At 51.4% G+C, this 20,361-nt stretch carries 20 protein-coding genes and 1 pseudogene; 10 read left to right on the forward strand and 11 right to left on the reverse strand.

The features are described 5' to 3' along the window. Positions 1–19: 19 nt before the first annotated feature. On the reverse strand, positions 20–4,237 hold the full coding sequence (locus BRW62_RS01515) for an EAL domain-containing protein (protein WP_099797854.1): 4,218 nt from the start codon (positions 4,235–4,237) through the stop codon (positions 20–22). Positions 4,238–4,435: 198 nt separating this feature from the next. Continuing rightward, the gene (locus BRW62_RS01520; RefSeq protein ID WP_099797856.1) at positions 4,436–4,954 is read right to left on the reverse strand and encodes a DNA recombination-mediator protein A; all 519 of its coding nucleotides are present in this window, start codon (positions 4,952–4,954) and stop codon (positions 4,436–4,438) included. Between the two features lie 154 nt (positions 4,955–5,108). Between BRW62_RS01520 and BRW62_RS01525 the strand changes: the two genes are divergently transcribed. From BRW62_RS01525 to BRW62_RS01550, 6 genes and pseudogenes are all read left to right on the forward strand, one after another. Beyond that, positions 5,109–7,340: a glycoside hydrolase gene (locus tag BRW62_RS01525; RefSeq protein ID WP_099797858.1), complete on the forward strand. Its 2,232-nt coding sequence runs from the start codon at positions 5,109–5,111 to the stop codon at positions 7,338–7,340. Positions 7,341–7,460: 120 nt separating this feature from the next. Then, positions 7,461–8,617: pseudogene (locus BRW62_RS14960) on the forward strand (DegT/DnrJ/EryC1/StrS family aminotransferase). Between the two features lie 64 nt (positions 8,618–8,681). Beyond that, positions 8,682–9,743 (forward strand): UDP-2,4-diacetamido-2,4,6-trideoxy-beta-L-altropyranose hydrolase, encoded by a 1,062-nt coding sequence (gene pseG, locus BRW62_RS01535; RefSeq protein WP_099797860.1) that lies wholly within the window; start codon positions 8,682–8,684, stop codon positions 9,741–9,743. After that, positions 9,744–10,589, forward strand: coding sequence for an META domain-containing protein (locus tag BRW62_RS01540; protein WP_099797862.1), 846 nt, complete (start codon positions 9,744–9,746; stop codon positions 10,587–10,589). It begins immediately after the preceding gene. Between the two features lie 35 nt (positions 10,590–10,624). Continuing rightward, entirely contained in the window at positions 10,625–11,557 is a 933-nt protein-coding gene (gene rlmB / locus BRW62_RS01545) for a 23S rRNA (guanosine(2251)-2'-O)-methyltransferase RlmB (RefSeq protein WP_099797863.1), read from the forward strand. Positions 11,558–11,582: 25 nt separating this feature from the next. Next, positions 11,583–12,140 (forward strand): 5-formyltetrahydrofolate cyclo-ligase, encoded by a 558-nt coding sequence (locus BRW62_RS01550; RefSeq protein WP_198406091.1) that lies wholly within the window; start codon positions 11,583–11,585, stop codon positions 12,138–12,140. A 3-nt stretch (positions 12,141–12,143) separates the two neighbouring features. Here BRW62_RS01550 and BRW62_RS01555 read toward each other — a convergent pair whose 3' ends face one another. The 4 genes from BRW62_RS01555 to BRW62_RS14700 are packed head-to-tail and all read right to left on the reverse strand — an operon-like array spanning position 12,144 to position 14,771. Further along, on the reverse strand, positions 12,144–13,430 hold the full coding sequence (locus BRW62_RS01555) for an ABC transporter substrate-binding protein (protein ID WP_099797866.1): 1,287 nt from the start codon (positions 13,428–13,430) through the stop codon (positions 12,144–12,146). A gap of 10 nt (positions 13,431–13,440) precedes the next feature. Then, positions 13,441–13,881 carry a large conductance mechanosensitive channel protein MscL gene (gene mscL, locus BRW62_RS01560; RefSeq protein ID WP_198406092.1) on the reverse strand — a complete coding sequence of 147 codons (441 nt, stop codon included), beginning with the start codon at positions 13,879–13,881 and terminating at the stop codon, positions 13,441–13,443. A 52-nt stretch (positions 13,882–13,933) separates the two neighbouring features. After that, the gene (locus BRW62_RS01565) at positions 13,934–14,587 is read right to left on the reverse strand and encodes an ATP-dependent Clp protease proteolytic subunit (RefSeq protein WP_099797869.1); all 654 of its coding nucleotides are present in this window, start codon (positions 14,585–14,587) and stop codon (positions 13,934–13,936) included. A 52-nt stretch (positions 14,588–14,639) separates the two neighbouring features. Continuing rightward, on the reverse strand, positions 14,640–14,771 hold the full coding sequence (locus tag BRW62_RS14700; RefSeq protein ID WP_257790492.1) for a hypothetical protein: 132 nt from the start codon (positions 14,769–14,771) through the stop codon (positions 14,640–14,642). Positions 14,772–14,872: 101 nt separating this feature from the next. Here BRW62_RS14700 and BRW62_RS01570 point away from each other — a divergent pair, with 101 nt between their 5' ends. From BRW62_RS01570 to uppS, 4 genes are all read left to right on the forward strand, one after another. Continuing rightward, complete coding sequence (locus BRW62_RS01570) at positions 14,873–15,685, forward strand: prohibitin family protein (RefSeq protein WP_227517499.1); 813 nt, start codon at positions 14,873–14,875, stop codon at positions 15,683–15,685. A 121-nt stretch (positions 15,686–15,806) separates the two neighbouring features. Further along, positions 15,807–17,162 carry a diaminopimelate decarboxylase gene (lysA, locus tag BRW62_RS01575; protein ID WP_099797874.1) on the forward strand — a complete coding sequence of 452 codons (1,356 nt, stop codon included), beginning with the start codon at positions 15,807–15,809 and terminating at the stop codon, positions 17,160–17,162. An 18-nt stretch (positions 17,163–17,180) separates the two neighbouring features. Next, complete coding sequence (cdaA, locus tag BRW62_RS01580; RefSeq protein WP_099797876.1) at positions 17,181–18,065, forward strand: diadenylate cyclase CdaA; 885 nt, start codon at positions 17,181–17,183, stop codon at positions 18,063–18,065. Positions 18,066–18,087: 22 nt separating this feature from the next. After that, positions 18,088–18,837 carry a polyprenyl diphosphate synthase gene (gene uppS / locus BRW62_RS01585; RefSeq protein WP_198406093.1) on the forward strand — a complete coding sequence of 250 codons (750 nt, stop codon included), beginning with the start codon at positions 18,088–18,090 and terminating at the stop codon, positions 18,835–18,837. Between the two features lie 71 nt (positions 18,838–18,908). Here uppS and BRW62_RS01590 read toward each other — a convergent pair whose 3' ends face one another. From BRW62_RS01590 to casB, 5 genes are all read right to left on the reverse strand, one after another. Then, the gene (locus BRW62_RS01590) at positions 18,909–19,142 is read right to left on the reverse strand and encodes a hypothetical protein (protein ID WP_099797878.1); all 234 of its coding nucleotides are present in this window, start codon (positions 19,140–19,142) and stop codon (positions 18,909–18,911) included. An 81-nt stretch (positions 19,143–19,223) separates the two neighbouring features. After that, positions 19,224–19,403: a type I-E CRISPR-associated protein Cas7/Cse4/CasC gene (locus tag BRW62_RS01595; RefSeq protein ID WP_099797880.1), complete on the reverse strand. Its 180-nt coding sequence runs from the start codon at positions 19,401–19,403 to the stop codon at positions 19,224–19,226. A 116-nt stretch (positions 19,404–19,519) separates the two neighbouring features. Then, complete coding sequence (locus BRW62_RS01600) at positions 19,520–19,729, reverse strand: DUF2283 domain-containing protein (RefSeq protein ID WP_099797882.1); 210 nt, start codon at positions 19,727–19,729, stop codon at positions 19,520–19,522. Then, positions 19,726–19,989, reverse strand: a complete 264-nt coding sequence (locus tag BRW62_RS14965) for a DUF4258 domain-containing protein (protein WP_227517500.1) — start codon at positions 19,987–19,989, stop codon at positions 19,726–19,728. The genes BRW62_RS01600 and BRW62_RS14965 overlap by 4 nt, the downstream gene beginning before the upstream one ends. Next, the gene (gene casB, locus BRW62_RS14970) at positions 19,986–20,276 is read right to left on the reverse strand and encodes a type I-E CRISPR-associated protein Cse2/CasB (protein ID WP_099797886.1); all 291 of its coding nucleotides are present in this window, start codon (positions 20,274–20,276) and stop codon (positions 19,986–19,988) included. The genes BRW62_RS14965 and casB overlap by 4 nt, the downstream gene beginning before the upstream one ends. Positions 20,277–20,361: the final 85 nt, after the last annotated feature.

Here is a 20,361-nt window from a genome sequence, read left to right on the forward strand (position 1 = left end):
AGCCTCCGAATACGTCGCCTTAACACTCTATTCTAGGGGGTGCGGTCTGTACCCACTCAATCAATTCCGCGTAGGGCATGGGTCTAGCGAAAATAAAACCTTGAATAACATCACACCCCAAAGCAGTAAGTTGCTCTAGTTGCGCGACTGTTTCCACCCCTTCGGCCACGATGGGCAACCCCAGTCCTTTTGCCAGATCAATGATGGCTTTGGTAATAGCTTGATCTTGGCGATCGCTGACAATATCTTCCACAAAGGAGCGATCAATCTTCAGCCCCGTAATCGGAAAGTGTTTGAGATAGGTGAGGGAGGCATATCCCGTGCCAAAGTCGTCAAGGATAATGCCCACCCCAAGGGCGCGCAAATGACTGAGAATTTGTTGGGTGAGGTTGACGTTGTGAATAGCGGTTGATTCGGTAATTTCTAAGGTGAGCAGGTGCGGTGGCAACCGAGAGGCCGCAAGACTCTGCTGAATTTCCTCAAGCAGGTTTGGGTGCAAAAACTGCCGCGAGGAGAGGTTCACCGCAACCCCGACCCCTGCTAATCCTTGGCGTTGCCATGCTTGACAGTCATGACAGGCGCGGCGGAGCGCCCAGTCGCCAATGGGTAAAATTAAACCATTTTCTTCTGCCATATTAATAAATCGCCCAGGGCCAAGTAACCCTTGCGTGGGATGCTGCCAACGCACAAGGGCTTCGATGTGGTGAATCTGTCGCCGTTTCAGCTCAAGTTGGGGCTGATAGTAAAGGCACAGCTCTTCAAAGCTGAGGGCAGTGTGCAGGTCATTTTCAAGGCGCAGTAGGGCATGGGCGGCAGAGTTAAAGCTGTCGGTGTAGAACTGGTAGGTATTCCGTCCGGTTTCCTTGGCACGGTAGAGTGCCGTATCTGCATTCCGCAGCAGTAGATCGACTGACTCGCCATGATCAGGGTACATAGCAATGCCAATACTGGTGGTGATGTGGAGATGGTGGCCATCTAAAATAAACTCGGGCTTTAGGGCGTGGAGAATTCGCTCGGCCACAATGGCTAAATCATCACTGTGGTGCACCATCGGCAGCAGAATGGTAAATTCATCGCCCCCCCAGCGGGCAATGGTGTCAGTTTCCCGTAGGCAGTGCACTAGTCGCTCAGCCACCTGTTGCAGGAGTTGATCGCCAATGGCATGGCCAAGGGTATCGTTAATCACTTTGAAGCGGTCTAGATCCAGAAACATCACCCCCACCCCCTGCTGCGACCGCCGGGATTCCGCTAAGGCAAGGGAGAGGCGATCGTCAAAGAGGGCGCGGTTCGGTAGCCCCGTCAGGAGATCATGAAAGGCTTGATAGTGAATCGTGCGTTCTGAGAGTTTGCGCTCGGTAATATCAACAACGGTGCCTTCAAAATAAGCAAGGCGACCGTCGTCATCGTAAACTGCCCGGGCATTTTCAGAGATCCAAATAATCTGGCCATCGCGACGATACACTTGGGACTCAAAGTTGGTCACAATACCGTTTTTCACAAGAGCTTGGACAAATTCGTCGCGTCGTCGGGCATCGACATACAGTTGATGGGCAATATCTGTCAGTTCAGCTTGCAGTTGCGCAGGTGATTCATAGCCATAGATGCGCGCTAGAGCCGGGTTAACGTTCAGGTAGTAACCATCGGGGGTGGACTGGAAGATGCCTTCGGTGGCATTTTCAAAAATACTGCGGTACTGGGCTTCAGCGCAGCGGAGTTCTGCGTCCAGTCGAATGCGATCGCTAATATTGCGGACAAAGGCCACGACTTCGTCATCTTGGAATGGCAACAGGCGGGCTTCAAAAAATTGCTCTCCCTGGGGGTAGGGGAGTGAGTAGGTCAGCGTCGACAGGGCGCGATCGCGCAGCACTTGACCAATGGCATCCTGAAATTGCTTAGCAACTGAGGTGGGCAGGAACTCAAACATTGAACGCCCCAGCAGTTCTGACTCAGGCACGTAGAGTTCGGCATGAGCGCCCCCCTTATAGTCCAAAATCGTTGTGTCCGCCGCAATCCGAAAGTAACGATCGGGATACACCGCAAAAATCGCTTCCATCTCTGCCGTGGCTTGCTGAAGCTGAGCCGCTGCTAGTTTGCTTTGGGTAATGTCTTCGACTGTACCTTCGTAGTAGCAGACCTGCCCTGCCTCATTGCGAACGACGCGGGCGTGCTCCGAAACCCAAATAATGGAGCCATCCTTCCGATACACTTGGGATTCAAAGTTGCTGAGGGTGGGATGCTGCTCCAGAGCTGCGACAAAGTCTTGCCGTCGCTGGGGGTCAACATAGATCTGAGTAGGAATGTGCTGAACAGTATTGATGAGTTCATCGGGAGACGCATAGCCATACATGCGCGCCAAAGCAGGATTCACTGCCAAATAGCGACCCTCCGGCGTAGACTGAAACATCCCCTCTACAGCATTTTCAAAAATACTGCGGTATTTGCTTTCAGCGGCTCGCAGCGATCGCTCCGTTTCTTGGCGCTCCAGCACATTGGTAAAGGTGGCAGCCATCACCTCCATCAGGGGCAACAGGGTCTCTAACTCCTGCCGCGCTTGCCTCACAAAATCTAAGCCCAGAAAACCAATGATTTCAGAGCCACGGCGCAGCGCAACCACAATGAGGGACTGAATCCCTTGGGCGTCTAAGCCAGCGCGATCGCGGAGATCTAAGGGCAGGTCTGTCACGCGCGGCCAAAGCACGTGCCCCTGGGTGTACAGTTGCTGAAAAAAGAGGGGGAAGTCCGTGCTGGCAACCCCCTGAAGAGTGTCTTGTTGGGGTTCGATGTCTGCTGCACACCACTCATAGGTATTCGAGAAGCTCCTTAGGGTTGGGGTGTCTCGCTCAAAAAGATAGCTGCGATCGGCGGCAGTGATCTCCCCCAATAGACGCAAAACCTTGTGAATCCCTTCAGGGATGTTGCCCAAGGGCAGATTAATAAACTCGCTGGCAACGGTACTGATTAACTTTTCGTAGCGCAGTTGCTGCTCTAGATGCGCTTCGTGGGCTTTCAGGGCACGCTCAGCACGGATGCGCTCTAGTTCTGCGGTAAGGCGCACCCCAAAAATTTTCAGCAGCCCCTCAATGTAGGCGACCCGCTCAAGAGGCTGTGAGTGCATAATCGCCACCAACCCAAGGGTTTCGCCTAAGGAGTTGCGCAAGGGGATCCCAATGTAGGCTTCAACCCCAGCTGTGGCCAGCATCTCATCCTTAGGAAACAGGCGAGCGACCCCTTGGCTGTAAAAACAGGTATCGGCATGGAGAACACCAGCACAGGGTGTATCGGCCAGACAGTAGCTCAGGGGCGGGTGCAGTTCGCCCTGACAGCAGTAGGCAACTGTGGTGACCCAATCATTATTTCGACCGCTGATCTCCCCAATCAGGACATGATCCACACCCAACTGCTGGCTGAGAAATTGAGCCAAATGACAGACAAAATCACTGCCAACCCACTGATTCAGGCCAGCGATGGGTTGTTCGAGGGCGTACTCTAGCTCTTTCCAGAGGGTGATGTCGGCGATCGCCCCATCAATGGCAATGACGCGGCCAAGGCTATCCAGCACCGGTATGCCTTGCTCCCGCACCCAGCGTAGATGCCCATCCCGATGGTGAATGCGATACTCGATTTCATAGGGGCTGGCGTGGGCGATCGCCTGCTCAATAGTTGCCAGTACCTGCGGCAAGTCCTGAGGATAGGTAATTTCATTCAGCCCCTGATCGCCACGGCTCAAGAAATCGGTAGGCGTATAGCCGGTCACAGCATAGCACCCCTGACTCAGATAGGTGAGTCGCCAAGGTGGCATACTTTCGCAGGAAAAAATAAATCCCAGTAATTGATCTAGCAGTTGGCTCAATCGTGCCGGATTTTCATAAATAGGGCTACGACTCGTGTCTTTATCGAGCAGGCCAAGGATAAAACCAGTTGTAGTTCTCCCACTGTCTTCTGGCAGGGGGATAAAGCTGAAACAGAGACGGCGATAACAGTGTTGAACGCTCACTTGCTGCTGCCAGCATTGGTTTAAGCAAGCCACTAGGCGCTCATTCTGCAGGAGGTCTGCCCTTGGCAGGTATTGCCCTAAAAGCTGCTGTGCAACTGCATTGACACTGAGCACCTGATAGCAAGGACGGGTCGCATCTACCCCTAGTAAAAGCATTCCTTGGCTACTAAAGCTAAAAATGCTCTCTAACAGGCGATCGTGCAACAACTCCCTCAACGTGCTGTTGATCGTTAGGAGAGGCATTGCAGCTGTACTGTCTTCAAACCTAGACGGCTGAGCCACAGTTGATTTAGTCTGATGATTTTACAGTGTATTACTCGCTACTCTAAACGATCGTGCCAATCATTGACTGTTAAACCGAAAACAGTTTGCACATTTGCTGTGCCACCTAATTCCTTGGGGTGACCCCTGATCAATGAATCATCAGAATCAGCACAATAACTAATCAAAATAGAAAAGCGTTACCACCTTATGCTGTTCCTCTGCCAATTCACAGGTTTGCAGAAGGGTATGGCTATCGTGAAAGGCAAAACAGATCAGTTGTTGACAGCGGGAAACAATTTCTTGGTTACATAGCGCACTGGCTTCCCCCAAGGGAAGTTGATCATTCTCAGGTTTTTCAACCAAGTGCATCACCTTGTCAAGCTGCTGCCGCGACTCCCGCGGTTGTCGTTCTAGGCTCTGGGGCAGAATCACCGTTAACAAGTTGGGGTTTGCCCGCATGGCACCGCGAATCGCCGCTGCATTCGTTCCCAGAGCACCGGAGGTCATCAGACGGTTGCCTGCCAAAACCAATGCATAACTCATCATTTCAATCAGGTGCTGATGAGTAATAGGCACATGACGCGACCCCAAAAGGGCAATTCGCTTGGGACCGGCATTCTGGATGGTGGCTAATTCTTGTAAAAATTCATCAATTTTTGGGGAATCTATGCCCGGAAGATCAGTCGCCTGGGTCAAGACGGTGTCTCATGTGCTACAGAACGAGGTTATTTTAGCACGTTAGAGCGACTTCTATCCTTTAGGGCGGGGAGTATGTCAAAGTGTGTAACAACTTGGCTAGAGGGCAAAATTCCCTGAAATACTAGAGGGTAGCGTTACCTAAGGTGCGTTTGTGGCGTATCCCTTACACATTGCCTTTGTTTGGCACCAGCATCAACCCCTCTACAAAAGTTGCCGTACAGGTCAGTATCTTCTGCCGTGGGTGCGCTTGCATGGCACTAAAGATTACCTAGATTTAATTCTAGTGCTAGCGAAGTATCCCCGCCTCAAGCAAACCGTCAATTTAGTGCCCTCTCTGATTTTGCAAATAGAAGATTATGTCAATGGTGTGGCACTAGACCCGTACCTGACCGCCGCCCTCACCCCTGTTGAGCAACTCACGGATCAACAGCGGTGGTTTATCATTGAGCATTTTTTTGATGCCCACCACCGCACGATGATTGATCCCCATCCCCGCTATCGCGAACTCTACGAGCAACGGCAGACGGAAGGGGCAGTGTGGTGTTGGCAGCACTGGCACCCCCAAGACTATGGCGATCTGCTGGCATGGCACAATCTGGCATGGATTGATCCGTTCTATTGGCAGGAGGAAGAGGTGAGTCAGTGGCTTGCCCAAGGACGAAACTTCAGCCTCAGCGATCGCCAGCGGATTATTTCCAAACAGCGGGACATTCTGCGGCAAATTGTGCCTCAGCATCGCGCTTTGCAAGAGGCCGGTCAAATAGAGGTAACGACCACCCCCTACACACATCCCATCTTGCCCTTACTGGTGGATACCGATGCCGCAAAGGTGGCCGTTCCGCAGATAACCCTGCCTCAGCACCGCTTTCAGTATCCCCACGATGTGTCCCGGCACCTGCGGCGATCGCGCGTGCTCTACGAACACTATTTTGGGTGTGCCCCCCGTGGGTTATGGCCCTCCGAACAGTCTGTCAGCCCCGCCATTTTACCCGCCATCATTGAGCAGGGATTTGAGTGGATTTGCTCCGATGAAGCGGTCTTAGGGTGGACGACCGGTACCTACTTTCACCGCAATGAAGCAGGGGTGGTTCAAGAGGCGGCGGTTTTGTACCAACCCTATCGGCTCACCACCAGCAGTGGCGATTTGAACATTATCTTTCGTGATCACCGTCTCTCCGATTTAATTGGCTTTACCTACAGTGCCATATCCCCTGAAACAGCGGCAGCAGACTTGATTCAACAGTTAGAGGGCATTCGGCAGCACCTGTTGGCTTACGAAGGAACCGGCGGCACTGCCCTTGAGCAACCGTGGCTAGTGACGATCGCCCTCGATGGCGAAAACTGCTGGGAGTACTATCCTCGCGATGGCTTACCCTTTCTGGAAACCCTTTACCAGTTGCTCAGTGATCATCCGCACTTGCAGTGTGTCTCTGTAGCCGAATATTTGCAAACCCATCCGCCGCGAGCTGTGCTGGCGGGCGAATCGCTCCACAGTGGTTCATGGATTGACGGTAATTTCTGTACGTGGATTGGGGATCCGGTCAAAAACAAAGCCTGGGATTACTTGGCGGCGGCACGCCAAGCCCTTGAACACCATCCTGACGCAACAGAGCAGGCCAACCCAGCCGCGTGGGAAGCCCTCTTGGCGGCTGAAGGCTCTGATTGGTTTTGGTGGTTTGGTGAGGGGCATTCCTCCAATCACGATGCCATGTTCGATCAGCTATTTCGCGAACATTTAATTGCACTGTACGAGGCTCTTGGCGAGCCGGTGCCCGAGTACTTAAATGAGCCACTTGAAGTTCACGAAGCTAAGGATACTTATCCTCCCCAAGGGTTTATTCACCCGCAAATTGATGGGCGTGGTGACGAACAGGACTGGAACTTTGCGGGGCGGATTCACATTGGCGGCAACCGTGGCACGATGCACCGGCAAACCCTGATCAACCGCCTCTGGTATGGTGTTGATCACCTTAACATCTATATGCGGCTGGATGCCCCTGCTCAAAAGCAGCCCTTTGGTACCGAGATTGGCACCGTCCACTTTTGCTGGTACTACCCCAATGTGGTGACCTACAATAGCCGACTGTCCCTAAAGGAGTATCCTGACGAGCCACCCCTCAATTACTTGTATCACCACCAACTGGTCATTGACATCGAACGTCAATGCATTGAGTTTAGCGAGGCGATCGCCAACGACCAATGGCAGCCTCGGATCACCCATGCTCGATACGCCCTAGAGACGTGCCTCGAAGTTGCAATCCCTTGGGCGGATCTCCACCTCAAACCAGACTGTGGTTTACACCTCCTAGTCATTCTGGCGCAGCACGGCTATTACCTTGATCATTTTCCCACTGAGCAATTGCTGTTTTTGAGGACACCCTAGCCACTGGCTGTGCTTTGGTGAGAGGATGATTGCAGCCCGTTTGAACCTAGCGTTGCGCGATAGTGTCTCTGTCTCACTATCTTACAAACACGTTCTCAACACGTATTCAATCGCAAGTAAATGGATACCATTCCGATTCTTGATCTGAAGGCACAGTACCAAAGCCTACAACCTGAAATTGATCGCGCCATTGCCGAGGTGCTAGCTTCCGGACAGTTTATCCTTGGGCCTGAGGTTCATGCCTTTGAAGCCGAGGTGGCCGCTTATTTGGGGGTGCGTCATGCCGTTGCCGTGAATTCCGGCACCGATGCGCTGGTGATTGCGTTGCGTAGCCTCGGGATTGGCAGTGGTGATGAGGTGATTACCACCCCTTTTTCTTTTTTTGCCACAGCGGAGTCAATTAGCTTGGTGGGGGCACGCCCGGTCTTTGTGGATGTGAATTTGCGCTCCTTTAACCTTAACCCCGCTAATATTACCGCTGCGATTACTCCGCGCACCAAGGCTATCATGCCGGTACATTTGTTTGGCCGCCCTGCTGCCATGGGTGAAATCCACGAATTGGCACAGACGTACAAATTAGCCATTATTGAAGACTGTGCCCAATCCTTTGGTGCCCGCTATTGCCCCCCTGCGACCAGTGCCAGTGTGCTGAATCAACCCAGGCATTGTTGGCCAATCGTTTGACCGGGGCGATCGGAACCATGGGGGCATTTTCATTTTTTCCTACCAAAAACTTAGGTGCCTATGGCGATGGCGGCTTAATTACCACCAATGATGATGAGCTGGCAGGACAGGCACGCATGCTGCGCGTCCATGGTTCACGGCAACGCTACCACCATGAAACCCTAGGGTATAACTCGCGCCTAGATAGCGTGCAGGCAGCCATTTTGCGGGTGAAACTTCCCCATATTGATCGCTGGAACCAAGAACGGCGACGGGTGGCAGCTACCTATAACCGCGAATTAGCCGGAATTGAGGGGTTAGTAACGCCTGAAATCGTCCCCGGTCATGTTTTTCATCAATACACGGTGCGCGTGCTCCATGGCGATCGCGATCGCCTAGCTGCTTTTCTTAAAGCCGCAGGCATTAGTTCAATGATTTATTATCCCATTCCCCAAGATCACTGTCCCATGTACAAGGGGCAATATCCGCCCAATCCCGTGAGCGATCGCCTTGCGGGGGAAGTCCTCAGCCTACCCATTTGGCCAGAGTTAAGCGATGCTACGATTGCCCACATTGCCGCAACTATCCGTGAGTTTTTTGCCACCTCCCGCTAAACTCAGGGTCAAGAACCATCGAGCTATACTATGCTTTAGGGTGACTTAGGGCAGTTTGAGCTGTATGCTAATCCTCTTTCGCGTGGATTCTGCCACCATGATTGGCATCGGTCACCTCATGCGCTGTCTCACCTTGGCAGATGCCCTAAGGCGCAGAGGTGCAACCTGTGAATTTATTTGCCGTAACCACCCCCATAACAGTATCGATTTAGTTAGGCAGCAGGGCTTTAGGGTTTATGAACTACCCCAAGCCGCTGAACCCACCGCACCAGATGATTTAGGCGTGGGGGCGATCGCTGATGCGATTGACACCTGCCAAATCATTGAGCAGTGTCCCGCAATCCCCGACTGGCTCATTGTGGATCATTACGGCATTGATCGGGAGTGGGAACTAAAGCTGCGTCCATATGTTAAACGTATTTTTGCCATTGATGATTTAGCAAATCGTCCCCACGACTGTGATGTGTTGCTAGATCAAAATGACTACAATAGAGGCGCTTATACACAATTAGTATTACCTTTTTGCTTATGCTTACTAGGCTCAGAGTATTCGATCATTAGAAATGAATTTCTAGGATCAAATAAAAAAATAAGGCCTTTTAACAATCGTTTGTCAAAAGTATTTATTTATTTTGGAAGTAGCGATCCTTACGGATTAACACTATTAACAATTAACAGCCTTCTAGATAAAGATTTAATTAATTTAGAAGTAGATATTATAGTTTCAAAATATAATTCGTTTTTTGATCAGATAAAAAACATAGCAGATGACAAAAATTATAATTTATACACATTTCATGAAAATATTTGTGATCTTATGAACCTAGCAGACTTAGGTATTGGAGCTGGAGGAACGACTGCTAAAGAAAGGATAGCTACAGGCTTGCCTTCTATCGTTGTAAGTCTTGGTCTTGATCAAGAAAGAAATTGTATTCATTTAAGCAAATCAGAAAAAATTTATTACTTAGGTAGTTATTTATCTGTAGATACGAATCAAATGAGAGACGCCATAATAGAGCTAAAGAATAACCCTGATCAGTTATCGAGAATGTCACTCAATTGTATCAACTCATATATTGTGGATGGGGTTTCTAAAATTTGTAGAGTTCTGCTAAAGGACAGATAAATGAAACAAAAAGTTGCAGTTGCTATTGGAACTGGTGATGAGCAATCATACTTTATCAATCTAGCAAAGAAATTAGGTTGCTTTGTTATTGGTTTTGATAAAAGCATCAATAGTAAAGGCTCTAGCATTTGTGATGTATTTTATCCTATCTGCATATCAGATGTAGATAAAATTATTAATACACTTGAAAAGTACAAACCAAAATTTGTTATTCCATCTCCTATTGGAAAAAGACTGACAACAATAGGACTTATACATGATTATTTTCAAATCAATTCATTTAATCATTTTGCAACTGAATCCGTAACCAATAAACTGATCTTTAGTCAACTTCTTAAAAGATTAAATATACCTCATCCCCAAACTAGGATATTTCAAGATATAGATCAAATTATAGCTAATTTTGATCAAATTGATTTTCCAGTCATTGCCAAGCCAAATGAAGGTTCGGGAAGTCGTGGGGTATTTATCATTAAAAATAAAAATTCTATACTAGATTTCAAAAATTACTATAATCAAAACAAACGCTGGCAATTACGGCGGATTGGCACCAACCAAGAGGTGACCCTAGATAGTGTATTTCTTGAGTTTGATGCGGCACAGCAGCGGGTGAGGGGCTTTAGTGGCTGCAATTATTTCAATGGCGGCTATCGCCTGACGGATCACGGCCTCACGTTTGGCGCGATCGCCAGTACTAAACGCGCCTGCCTAGAGGCACCGATTCAAACCATCGAGATGGCGTTCTACGAGGCATTGGGGCAAACAACCCGCTATCACCTTGCGGGTGATCAGTTGCATTTCTATGGGGGCGATCGCCTATTATTAACGTTCCAGCCAATACCCTAACGGTTGATTTCTCCTAAATATCTGAGACTCCCTTAATGACTGAAAAACCTCGACTGCGTAAACTGAACCGCCGTGACGAGCGTCCGCACAAAAGTAGTGGTAAACCCCGACCCCAGCGTCAACACCGGCCTAGCCAAGGAAAGCGGGTCGCGCCGAGCCGCCCCACCCGCCGTGAAGCCCCAGAGCCAGCAAACGATGCCCCCGAGTTACTCTACGGTCGGCATACTGTGCTTTCGGCGCTTGAAAGTGGTCGTCCCTGCAACCGCATTTGGGTCATTCCTGCCCTGCGCTACGACCCGCGCTTTCACCAACGGCTGAACGATGCGAAGCAGCAGGGGGCTGTAATTGATACCGTCACCCCTGAGCGGCTGGATCAACTCTGCCAGCGGGGTCGTCATCAAGGCATTGCGATTCAGGTGGCCGCCTACAGCTATTGGCAGTTGGACGACCTATTAGCGAAGGCACGTACAGCGCCTCATCCTGTTTTGCTCGCAGCAGATGGCATTACAGATCCGCAAAATCTCGGTGCCATGATTCGCACGGCGGAAGCCCTGGGGATGCAGGGAATGATTCTTCCCCAGCGCCGCGCCGTCGGTATTACTGCAACAGTGGCCAAAGCGGCAGCAGGCGCCCTGGATCATTTGCCAGTGGCGCGGGTGGTGAACTTAAATCAAGCCTTGGAAGCATTGAAGGCCGCCGGATATTGGCTCTATGGCCTCTCAGAACGAGGTTCTATCCCACTTTCAAAGGTCACGTTTGATCGCCCCACGGTGTTTGTGGTGGGTAGCGAAGGCCAAGGGGTTAGCTTGCAAACCCAAAAGCACTGTGACCATCTTGTAGCCATTCCCCTTGCTGGACGCACCAACAGCCTCAATGCTGCCGTTGCTGTGGGAATTGCCCTTTACGAGGTGTGCCGTCAGCGATCGCCCGCTTGGGATTTAACAAAGGGGGATATGGCCAACCCCTAGATAGCCATTGGACGAGGAGGGCACCGTGCAAAAAGCAATCCTGCGAAAACAGTTCCTGCACTGGCGCGAGCAGATGAGTGACAGTGAGTGGCAGGAGCGTAGTCATCGTCTCTGTCAGCACCTCTTGGCTCAGCCCCAGTTTCAAGCAGCAACCACTATCTTGACCTATGTACCCCATCGCCGGGAACCCGATGTGCGCTCCCTCTGGAGTATTCCGAAGCGGTGGGGACTGCCACGGGTGGTTGGTAACACCTTGGTGTGGCACGAGCTTACCAGCCCTGATGCGGCGCTACAAGTCGGACGCTACGGCATTCTAGAACCAGCAGCAACATGGCCGCCCATTGATCCCTCAACGGTGGAGTTGTGCTTAGTGCCTGCCATTGCCTGCGATCGCCGGGGGTATCGCTTGGGGTACGGTGCCGGTTTCTTTGACCGCCTCTTTGTGGATCCCCTGTGGCAGGCCATTCCCCGCTGGGGGATTGTGTTTGCCGCCACCGATCAGGTGTCATTTCCAGTAGAGGCGTGGGATCATCCCCTCACAGCAGTATGCAGCGAAGAGGGGCTACGGTTGACCAACCTATGAATCTTAGGACAAGCGGCTATTCCACGCGGTGGCCGCATCATTGAGAGCCTGATCAATTGTTTTGCGCTCCAGCAGAACAGCTTGCAGGTTTTCGTAGAGCAGCCGTTGCAGTTGCTTAATATCGCGCACTGGTGGAATCAGGACTTGTGCCTGCGACATTTGCGCCGCACTCACCGCCCGGGCACGCTCCACGGGCGTGGCTGTTGCCCCCACCGACTGAAAGTAGGGATCGTCTAAGGCCGCTTGGGTGGAGGGCAACACATTAGCAGCTTTGGCAAACGCCAGTTGATTCTCATTATTTGTAACAAACAGCGCAAATTCAACGGCAAGATCAGGATGCTGCGTTTGCCGAGGCACCAGCAGGTTCATGACCGCAACATTTTTTTTACCCGTCTCCCCCGTCAGTTGGGGCGCAGGGGCAGAAACGGCGGCAATCGTCGGGGCATTAGTGGCAATAGTATTTAAGAACTCTGGGCTGGTCATCAGCAGCGCTGTTTGCCCTGACTGGTACAGTTCAATTCCTTGGCGGTGGCCTTCGGTCAGCACTTGCGGCGGCAGCAATCCCTGACGGTACAAATCCACCCAGTACTGAAACGCGGCGCGCCCCTCAGGACTATTAAATGCTGCCCGTCCTTCGTCATCCACTAAGGTCACCCCCATCTGTACCATCGATTCCATGAGTTCGGCAGAGTCTTCCGGCACCATAGTGATAAAGAAGGCGTATTTCCCCGTTTTTTCTTTAACTGCTTTGGCAACGGTGGCCAGTTCTGCGTAGGTTTGGGGTGGTGTTTCCACGCCCGCCGCCTTGAGGAGGTCTTGGTTGTAGATAGTGATCCGTGAGGTTAAGTACCAAGGCACGGCAAAACTCTGGCCATCGAGGGTGGTGGCCTCCCAAATTTTGGGTAAGTAGCTCTGCCGTACCGCTGCGGGCACGTAGTCATTGAGGTTCAGCCATGCATTCCGTGCTGCCAATTGCGAGGCAAAGTCAGGGTTGAGGTTAACCACATCTGGTGCTGTACGAGCAGAAACGGCGGTTAAAATTTTGCTTTGCATTGCCGTCCATGGCACATCCACCCAGCGTACCTTAACCCCAGAGTGTTGGGCTTCAAACTTAGCAATCAGGGTGTTGAAGTAATCGGTGAATTTCGGCTGGAGTTGCATGGTCCAGAACTCAATCTGGGTACCATTCGTGGCTGGTGGTGAAACGCAACTAGGCAGCAGGGCTAAACACAGCCCCAAGAGGAGCCAACAGCACCACTGGAGCCAACGGGGCGATCGCCAAACCAACATGTAAATCTCCTCAAAGGGGCGGTAACTCAGCGGTACAGGCACGACAGCGCGTTGCTGCAAGGGGAACCTGCTCTAGACAGTACGGACACTGTCGTTGTTCCGAGGATGGGGGTCTTTTGGGTAAGACGGGCAGGAGACATCGCAAAATAACAAACAGACTCAGAGCAATGATCACAAAATCAAGCACGTTGCCCAAAAAACTACCAATTTTAATCCCGCTTCCAACGGTTATTTCCCGCCAATTACCACCCGGAATAATCGGGTTGAGCAAGGGCATGAGCACATCTTGAACAAGAGACGAAATAACCCGGCCAAAGGCTCCACCAATCATCACCGCGATTGCCAGATCAATCACGTTGCCTTTGAGGGCAAACGCCCAAAAGTCTTGCCAAAACTGCTGTGCTTTGCGACGGCTGCTGCGAGCCATTAGAACCTCTTCGTGCACACCCATAGGCTAGCGGGTTGATGGCTAGTATGCAATTTCTGGGGTGTATCCTAGGCAATTAGCTGAGTGTTGCTGGCAGCTTTGGTGCGGCTTCCGGCTCCAAAATCCGGTCAATAATACCGTACTCCTTCGCTGCATAAGGGGTCATGTATAGCAGCCGATCCATGTCGCGGCTAATGCGTTCTGGGGGCTGCCCCGTATTTTGCGCCAAGATCTGAATCATTGTTTCCTTATTGGCTAGAACCTCTCGGGCACGAATTTGAATGTCTGAGGCTTGGCCTTGGGCATAGCTTTTCATCTGGTGAAGCACGATGGTGGCGTGGGGCAAGCTAGCGCGACACCCCTTTGTTCCTGCCGAGAGGAGCATGGCTGCCATCCCCATCGCTTGACCAATGCAAATCGTATGCACCGGCGGCTTAATGTAGCGTAACGTATCACAAATAGCAAAGGCTTCAGTTTCAAACCCAATCGGTTCACCATCGTAGCGGGAGGTTCCCGTGGAATTGATGTAGATGCGAATGGGCTTTTCGGGGTCGTCGTACTGCAAGTACAGTAGCTCAGCAATAATCAGTTCCGTTACCGCTGGTACTAAGGGCATCCCCAGATAAACAATGCGCTCCTTCAACAGTAACGACGGCAAATCAGGCGGCGGTGTTCGGTAGTAGGCATCACCGTAGTAAGCCGCTTGGGCAGCAGTAATGGGCAACCGCATAGGACGTTCAGCGAATGACAGACTACCTGTACTCTAGCAAGATTATTGCCCGTTAGATCGGCAGTATCCGTTTAGCCAGCTTGCCAGCCATTGTGGACGGTCTAGGCTGAGCCTGCCGTAGGCATAGGCTGCCATCTGCTAGAATTGGCACATCACCTGCCGACGAGCCTTGCAGGATCGCCATGACTAGACTCTGAGTGCAGATATGGGATCGATAGAGCGTTGCGATCCGGTTTTCCCAATTGCCCTGAAAGCTATATGAATCAACTGCTCAACTCTCGCCTGATGTCTGCTGTCCTAATTGTGGCGGGGGTGATCTTCGTTTTTCTGCTCAATTCAGTGGTGGTCATTAACCCCGGTCAAGCAGGGGTCTTAAGTATTCTCGGGAAGGCTCAAGATGGGCCGCTGTTGGAAGGGTTGCACTGGAAACCCCCCTTCATTGCCGCCGTGGATATTTACGATGTTACGGTGCAAAAATTTGAAGTTCCTGCCAAAAGTGCCACAAAAGACCTACAGGATATTACCGCCAGTTTTGCCATTAATTTTCGTCTCGATCCTTTAGCCGTTGTGGAGGTTCGCCGCACCCAAGGGACTCTTGAGAATATTGTTACCAAAATCATTGCCCCACAAACTCAAGAAGCATTCAAAATTGCTGCTGCTCGCCGCACTGCTGAAGAAGCTATTACAAAACGCGATGAACTGAAGGATGACTTTGATACGGCCCTTAGCGATCGCCTTGCCAAATACAACATCATTGTCCTTGACACCAGTGTGGTGAATCTGGACTTTTCTAACGAATTTTCTAAGGCTGTAGAAGACAAACAAATTGCTGAGCAGCGGGCGCAGCGGGCCGTCTATGTCGCCCAAGAAGCCGCCCAGCAAGCCCAAGCCGAAATTAACCGCGCCCAAGGCAAAGCAGAAGCCCAGCGCCTATTAGCTGAAACCTTGAAGGCAGCAGGGGGGCAACTGGTGCTGCAAAAAGAAGCCATTGAAGCGTGGCGAGAGGGCGGTGCCCAAGTGCCAGAGGTGCTTGTCATCAATGGCGAGGGTGGCACACCACCCTTCTTCTTGAACCTGGCACCCTCCCAGTCAAAGTAGGATGGCAGCCGCGAGAGATTTTGAAGCGACAATTTTCTAGGGTGAGCGATCGCCCAAATCCCGCCTAAAATTGAGAGGAGTAGCTCGCTCCTAACCGTTAGATTTCTGTCAACATTCAGCCATGACTCCAGCCTTTGCCCCCCTTTCACCAAATCAGCAAATTTTGCCACTTACCGCCGAAACTAATTCTCGAGGACATCTTGTCATTGGTGGCTGTGATGTTGTTGAACTTGTTGCCCAGTTTGGCTCCCCCCTCTACATCCTTGACGAGATAACCTTTCGCACCGCTTGTCGCCAGTACGTCGATACCTTCCAGCACAGCTATGGAGGTGACACCCTAGTACTATATGCCTCCAAAGCGTGGAACTCCTTAGCAACCTGCGCCCTTGCCCATAGCGAAGGGTTAGGCATTGATGTGGCCTCTGGGGGTGAACTTTACACCGCCTTGGCGGCGGGTGTGCCTGCCTCCAAGATTTACTTCCACGGTAACAACAAATCCCCTCAAGAATTGCTCTACGCCCTTGAAGTGAACTGTACCATTGTGGCGGACAATTGGTTGGAGTTAGAACGATTGGCTGCCTATGCCGAAGAGCACGATCTGGGAATGCCGCCCCGGGTGATGCTGCGACTGACGCCGGGGATTGAGTGCCACACCCACGAGTATATCCGCACAGGACATCTTGACAGTAAATTTGGTTTCGATCCCCAGCAATTTCCTGAGTTGCTCCGGTTTGCCCGCGCCCATCCTGAACTTGACTGGGTCGGGCTCCATGCCCACATCGGGTCGCAGATCTTTGAGCAGCAACCCCACCTTGATTTGTGCATCGTTCTGGTGGAGTGGCTCCAAGCAGCGCGGGAGGCTATGCTGCCCATGCGGGAACTGAACGTAGGGGGCGGTCTAGGTATTCGCTATATTGAAACCGATAATCCACCGGCGATCGCCCCGTGGAGCAAAGCCATTAGCCATCACCTCAGCCATGCCTGTCGCGATCGCAACCTTGCCTTGCCAAAACTCATTTGTGAACCGGGGCGCTCCATTGTTGGGCCAGCCGCCGTTACCGCCTACACAGTCGGCAGTCGCAAAACCATTCCTGGGCTACGTACCTACATTGCTGTCGATGGGGGCATGTCTGACAACCCCCGCCCCATTACCTACCAAGCGCAGTACACCGCCCTGTGCGCCAATCGCATGACTGCCGCTGCCACTGACACTGTCTGCATTGCTGGCAAGCACTGCGAATCCGGCGACATTTTGCTGCCAGCCGCCACCTTACCCCCCCTGCAACCCAACGATATCCTTGTTATTGCCAGCACCGGTGCCTATAACTACAGCATGGCCTCTAACTACAACCGCCTAACGCGGCCAGCAGCAGTACTGGTGTGTGAAGGCGAGGCGAATCTAATTTTGCAACGGGAAACCTACGCAGATCTTACGGCTCACGATGTTTTACCCCTACGCCTGACACTCACCACCTAGGAGGACGAGAGTACTTGGATGATTGTCCTCACCCTTGGCCTCCTTGGAACCCTACCGTGGCCACTGGTTTCCTCAGAAACACAAACCCGCTTAAAAATGCTTGTGGATGTGGTGTTGGTGTTGGCCTTAACCTACACCATTTTACGGGTCATTGCAGAGCGGCGGACGCTGTGGATGGTACGTGGCTTTATCTTCCTCATTTTTGCTGCATCCCTGAGTCGGGCGCTTGAACTTAACTTTCTCACCTTTGTCCTGAATAATCTGGTCGTGGGGTCAGCGGTGGCGCTAGCAGTGATTCTCCAATCGGAAATCCGTATTTTCCTAGAGCAGTTAGGGCGGGGGCAGTTTTTTGGCCAACCAAGGGTGGAGTCAACCCTGACCAATGATGCTGTGGATCTAGTGGTTGCTGCGGTGAAAGAACTCTCTCAGGATCGCACAGGCGCGTTAATTCTCCTAGAAACCCACACCCAGCTCAGCCCCCAAGACTTTACCCATGCTGGCATTCCCTTGCAGGCTCGCCTCTCTCCCGAACTCATTACCTCAATTTTTCAGGTGAACTCGCCCCTACACGATGGCGCTATTTGGGTACGCGGCAGTGAAGTGGTGGCGGCCAAGCTCATTTTGCCCTTGTCAGAGCGCACGGGGCCATGGCAGTTGGGTACCCGTCACCGTGCCGCCTTGGGCATTACCGAGCGTATTAGTCACTGCGTTTGCGTTGTCGTCTCTGAGGAGACAGGCTCAATTTCCCTTGCCTTTAAGGGAGACCTTCAGCGTCCCCTCACAAGCAGTAAACTAGGGGAGTTGCTGCGTCAGTACGTGCAGGAGGAAACGGCGGGAACTTCCAAGCCAAGTCAGCGTCACCGCAGCTTAAAATTCTGGAAAATGGTTTGGCCTCTCCGCTAATTTGAGCCTATTGGATGTGCCCATGACTCTACAGCCCCATTCCCTGATCACACTACCGGATGATCTTGATCCCGATCGCCTTCCTCGCCATGTCGCTGTCATTATGGACGGGAATGGTCGCTGGGCACGGCAACGGCACTTACCCCGGATTATGGGGCATCAGCGGGGGGTAGATACCCTCAAGGACTTGCTGCGCTGCTGCAAAGACTGGGGAATCGAGGCCTTAACCGCCTACGCCTTTTCAACGGAAAACTGGGGTCGCCCTCTACCGGAAGTCGATTTTTTAATGACTCTCTTTGAGCGGGTGCTGCGGCGGGAACTCCCAGAAATGGTCGAAGAAGGGGTACAAATCCACTTTGTGGGAGATTTAACCTGTTTACCCCCCTCGCTGCAAGCGGAAATTGAGCGGGCGATGTCGGCGACGGCTCATAATCAAAAGATCAAGTTTGTGGTAGCCACGAACTATGGCGGCCGGCGGGAAATTATCCAAGCCTGTCGCTCCCTTGCAGCAAAGGTTAAAGCAGGGGTACTAGATCCAGCGGACATTGATGAGGTGCTCTTTGAGCGGCATTTGTACACTGGGGGGTTACCGGATCCCGATTTGCTGATTCGCACCAGTGGCGAAATGCGGGTGAGCAACTTTTTGCTGTGGCAGGTGGCCTACGCGGAAATTTACGTGACCAACACCCTCTGGCCCGATTTTGACCGAGCCGCCTTCCATGAGGCACTCCGGAACTTTCAGCAACGCCACCGCCGCTTTGGGCGACTGTAAAAGACTGTGACACTCCCCGCCGTGGAACGGCGAGGCTTCTCTAAGTTAGGCTAGAGCAAAACCAATCTGCCCTAACTTGCCGTGCCAGTTTCTACTAGGGCTTTTTCGATGGCCGCGGTAATTTTCTTGGGCAGTTCAGGCTTGTCTCCAGCCAAGCCGGGTTGAATATCTGCCCAATTGTTGACGAGGATGTAGGCGATCGCGGCCAGTTCCGTCTGTCCCAAAAACAGAATTGTTTTGGTTTTACCTGGCTTTTTCGGATCCTCCTCTGCACCCAAGAATTTCAAAGCTAACTTGGCGGCCAATGCAGCTTGTTCTTCAGGAATTTCGGTTTGGGTTAGTAAGGATTTCAGATTAGGTAACCACGAGCGAGAACGATTGGCAAACTAGCCAGGACTCACCTCTGAATATTTCTGATAATGCAGTCGCACTGCCCGCTTTTTGCATTGGCTAGAGATGCGGGCACGGGGACGACCGCCAAAAATTGTGGATTTGGGCATCCCATTTTCATCCCGGTTTAAGTTGGCGGGGGGAAAGCTTTGAATCAAATGCAGTTCAAGTTTCATGAGAACCTCCTTTAGGAAATAAAAGATTTAACTAACAAGTCCAAACAACAATAAGGTTCATCTTTTTCGATGACGAAAGAGAGTTGATACATTATTTTTCCTCCTGATTTTTCCGATTAATGAGGTGCGGGTTTTGCAATCATGTAGCTAACAAATTGAGGATCATCGACACGCTGAGAGGCATCTAATACCTCTAGGCCGACGACATTGCCCTCGTCATCAAAGTCGAAGATAATCCCTGATACATCTTCATCACTTTCGCTAATGGGCGTATCTCTAAATAAAATTCTCAGTACATCAACCTCTGGGTCGTAAATAATTTTCATGACATCCTCCAGTATTTTTGAATTTTGCTAGTTCGATAGACTGTGATTACAACCGATGGCGAGATAGTTTCATCTACAAAGACTCGCAGAAGATATTGCTTTTCGCCATCAAAACGGATTCTAGATTGGTAAATAGTGCGCCGATTTCGCCCTAGCAAGATCTGCTCCGGCTGCGAAAGTACTGCTTCTACCTGTTCTCGGGCAATGCCCCGGCGCTGCATTTCTTCCAAAGCGTGGGCTGTAAATCTAAGCTGACTCACGACTCAGCCTCGTCAGCTATACTAGGTGGTGCTGCCCGCCAGAAGGTTTTGGCCCACTGGTCTTGGATAAATTGATCAGGATGATCCCAGAAACAGATATCGGCTATGAGTTGGGGATAGTAGATGGGAATTTTCTTGTCCTTTTTACTTTTAATCTGTCGCACCAACGCTGTAATCGGAGATTGGATATTAGCAAGATCGGTATCTAGCAAGGCTTTAAATCGCCGTTCTGGGCCTTTAGATTGACTGCTGTTGTGTAGGCAAACGGTAGCAGAGCAGGGGAGCATGTCACTTTTTGAGAGAAAAGGCGGGTCAAGGTGCCCATTCAAAAGCCTATGGCTTTGTAAACTTCAACAATTTTCGGGAAAGGTT

The sequence above is a fragment of the Thermostichus lividus PCC 6715 genome (genome assembly GCF_002754935.1).
GTDB lineage: Bacteria > Cyanobacteriota > Cyanobacteriia > Thermosynechococcales > Thermosynechococcaceae > Thermosynechococcus > Thermosynechococcus lividus.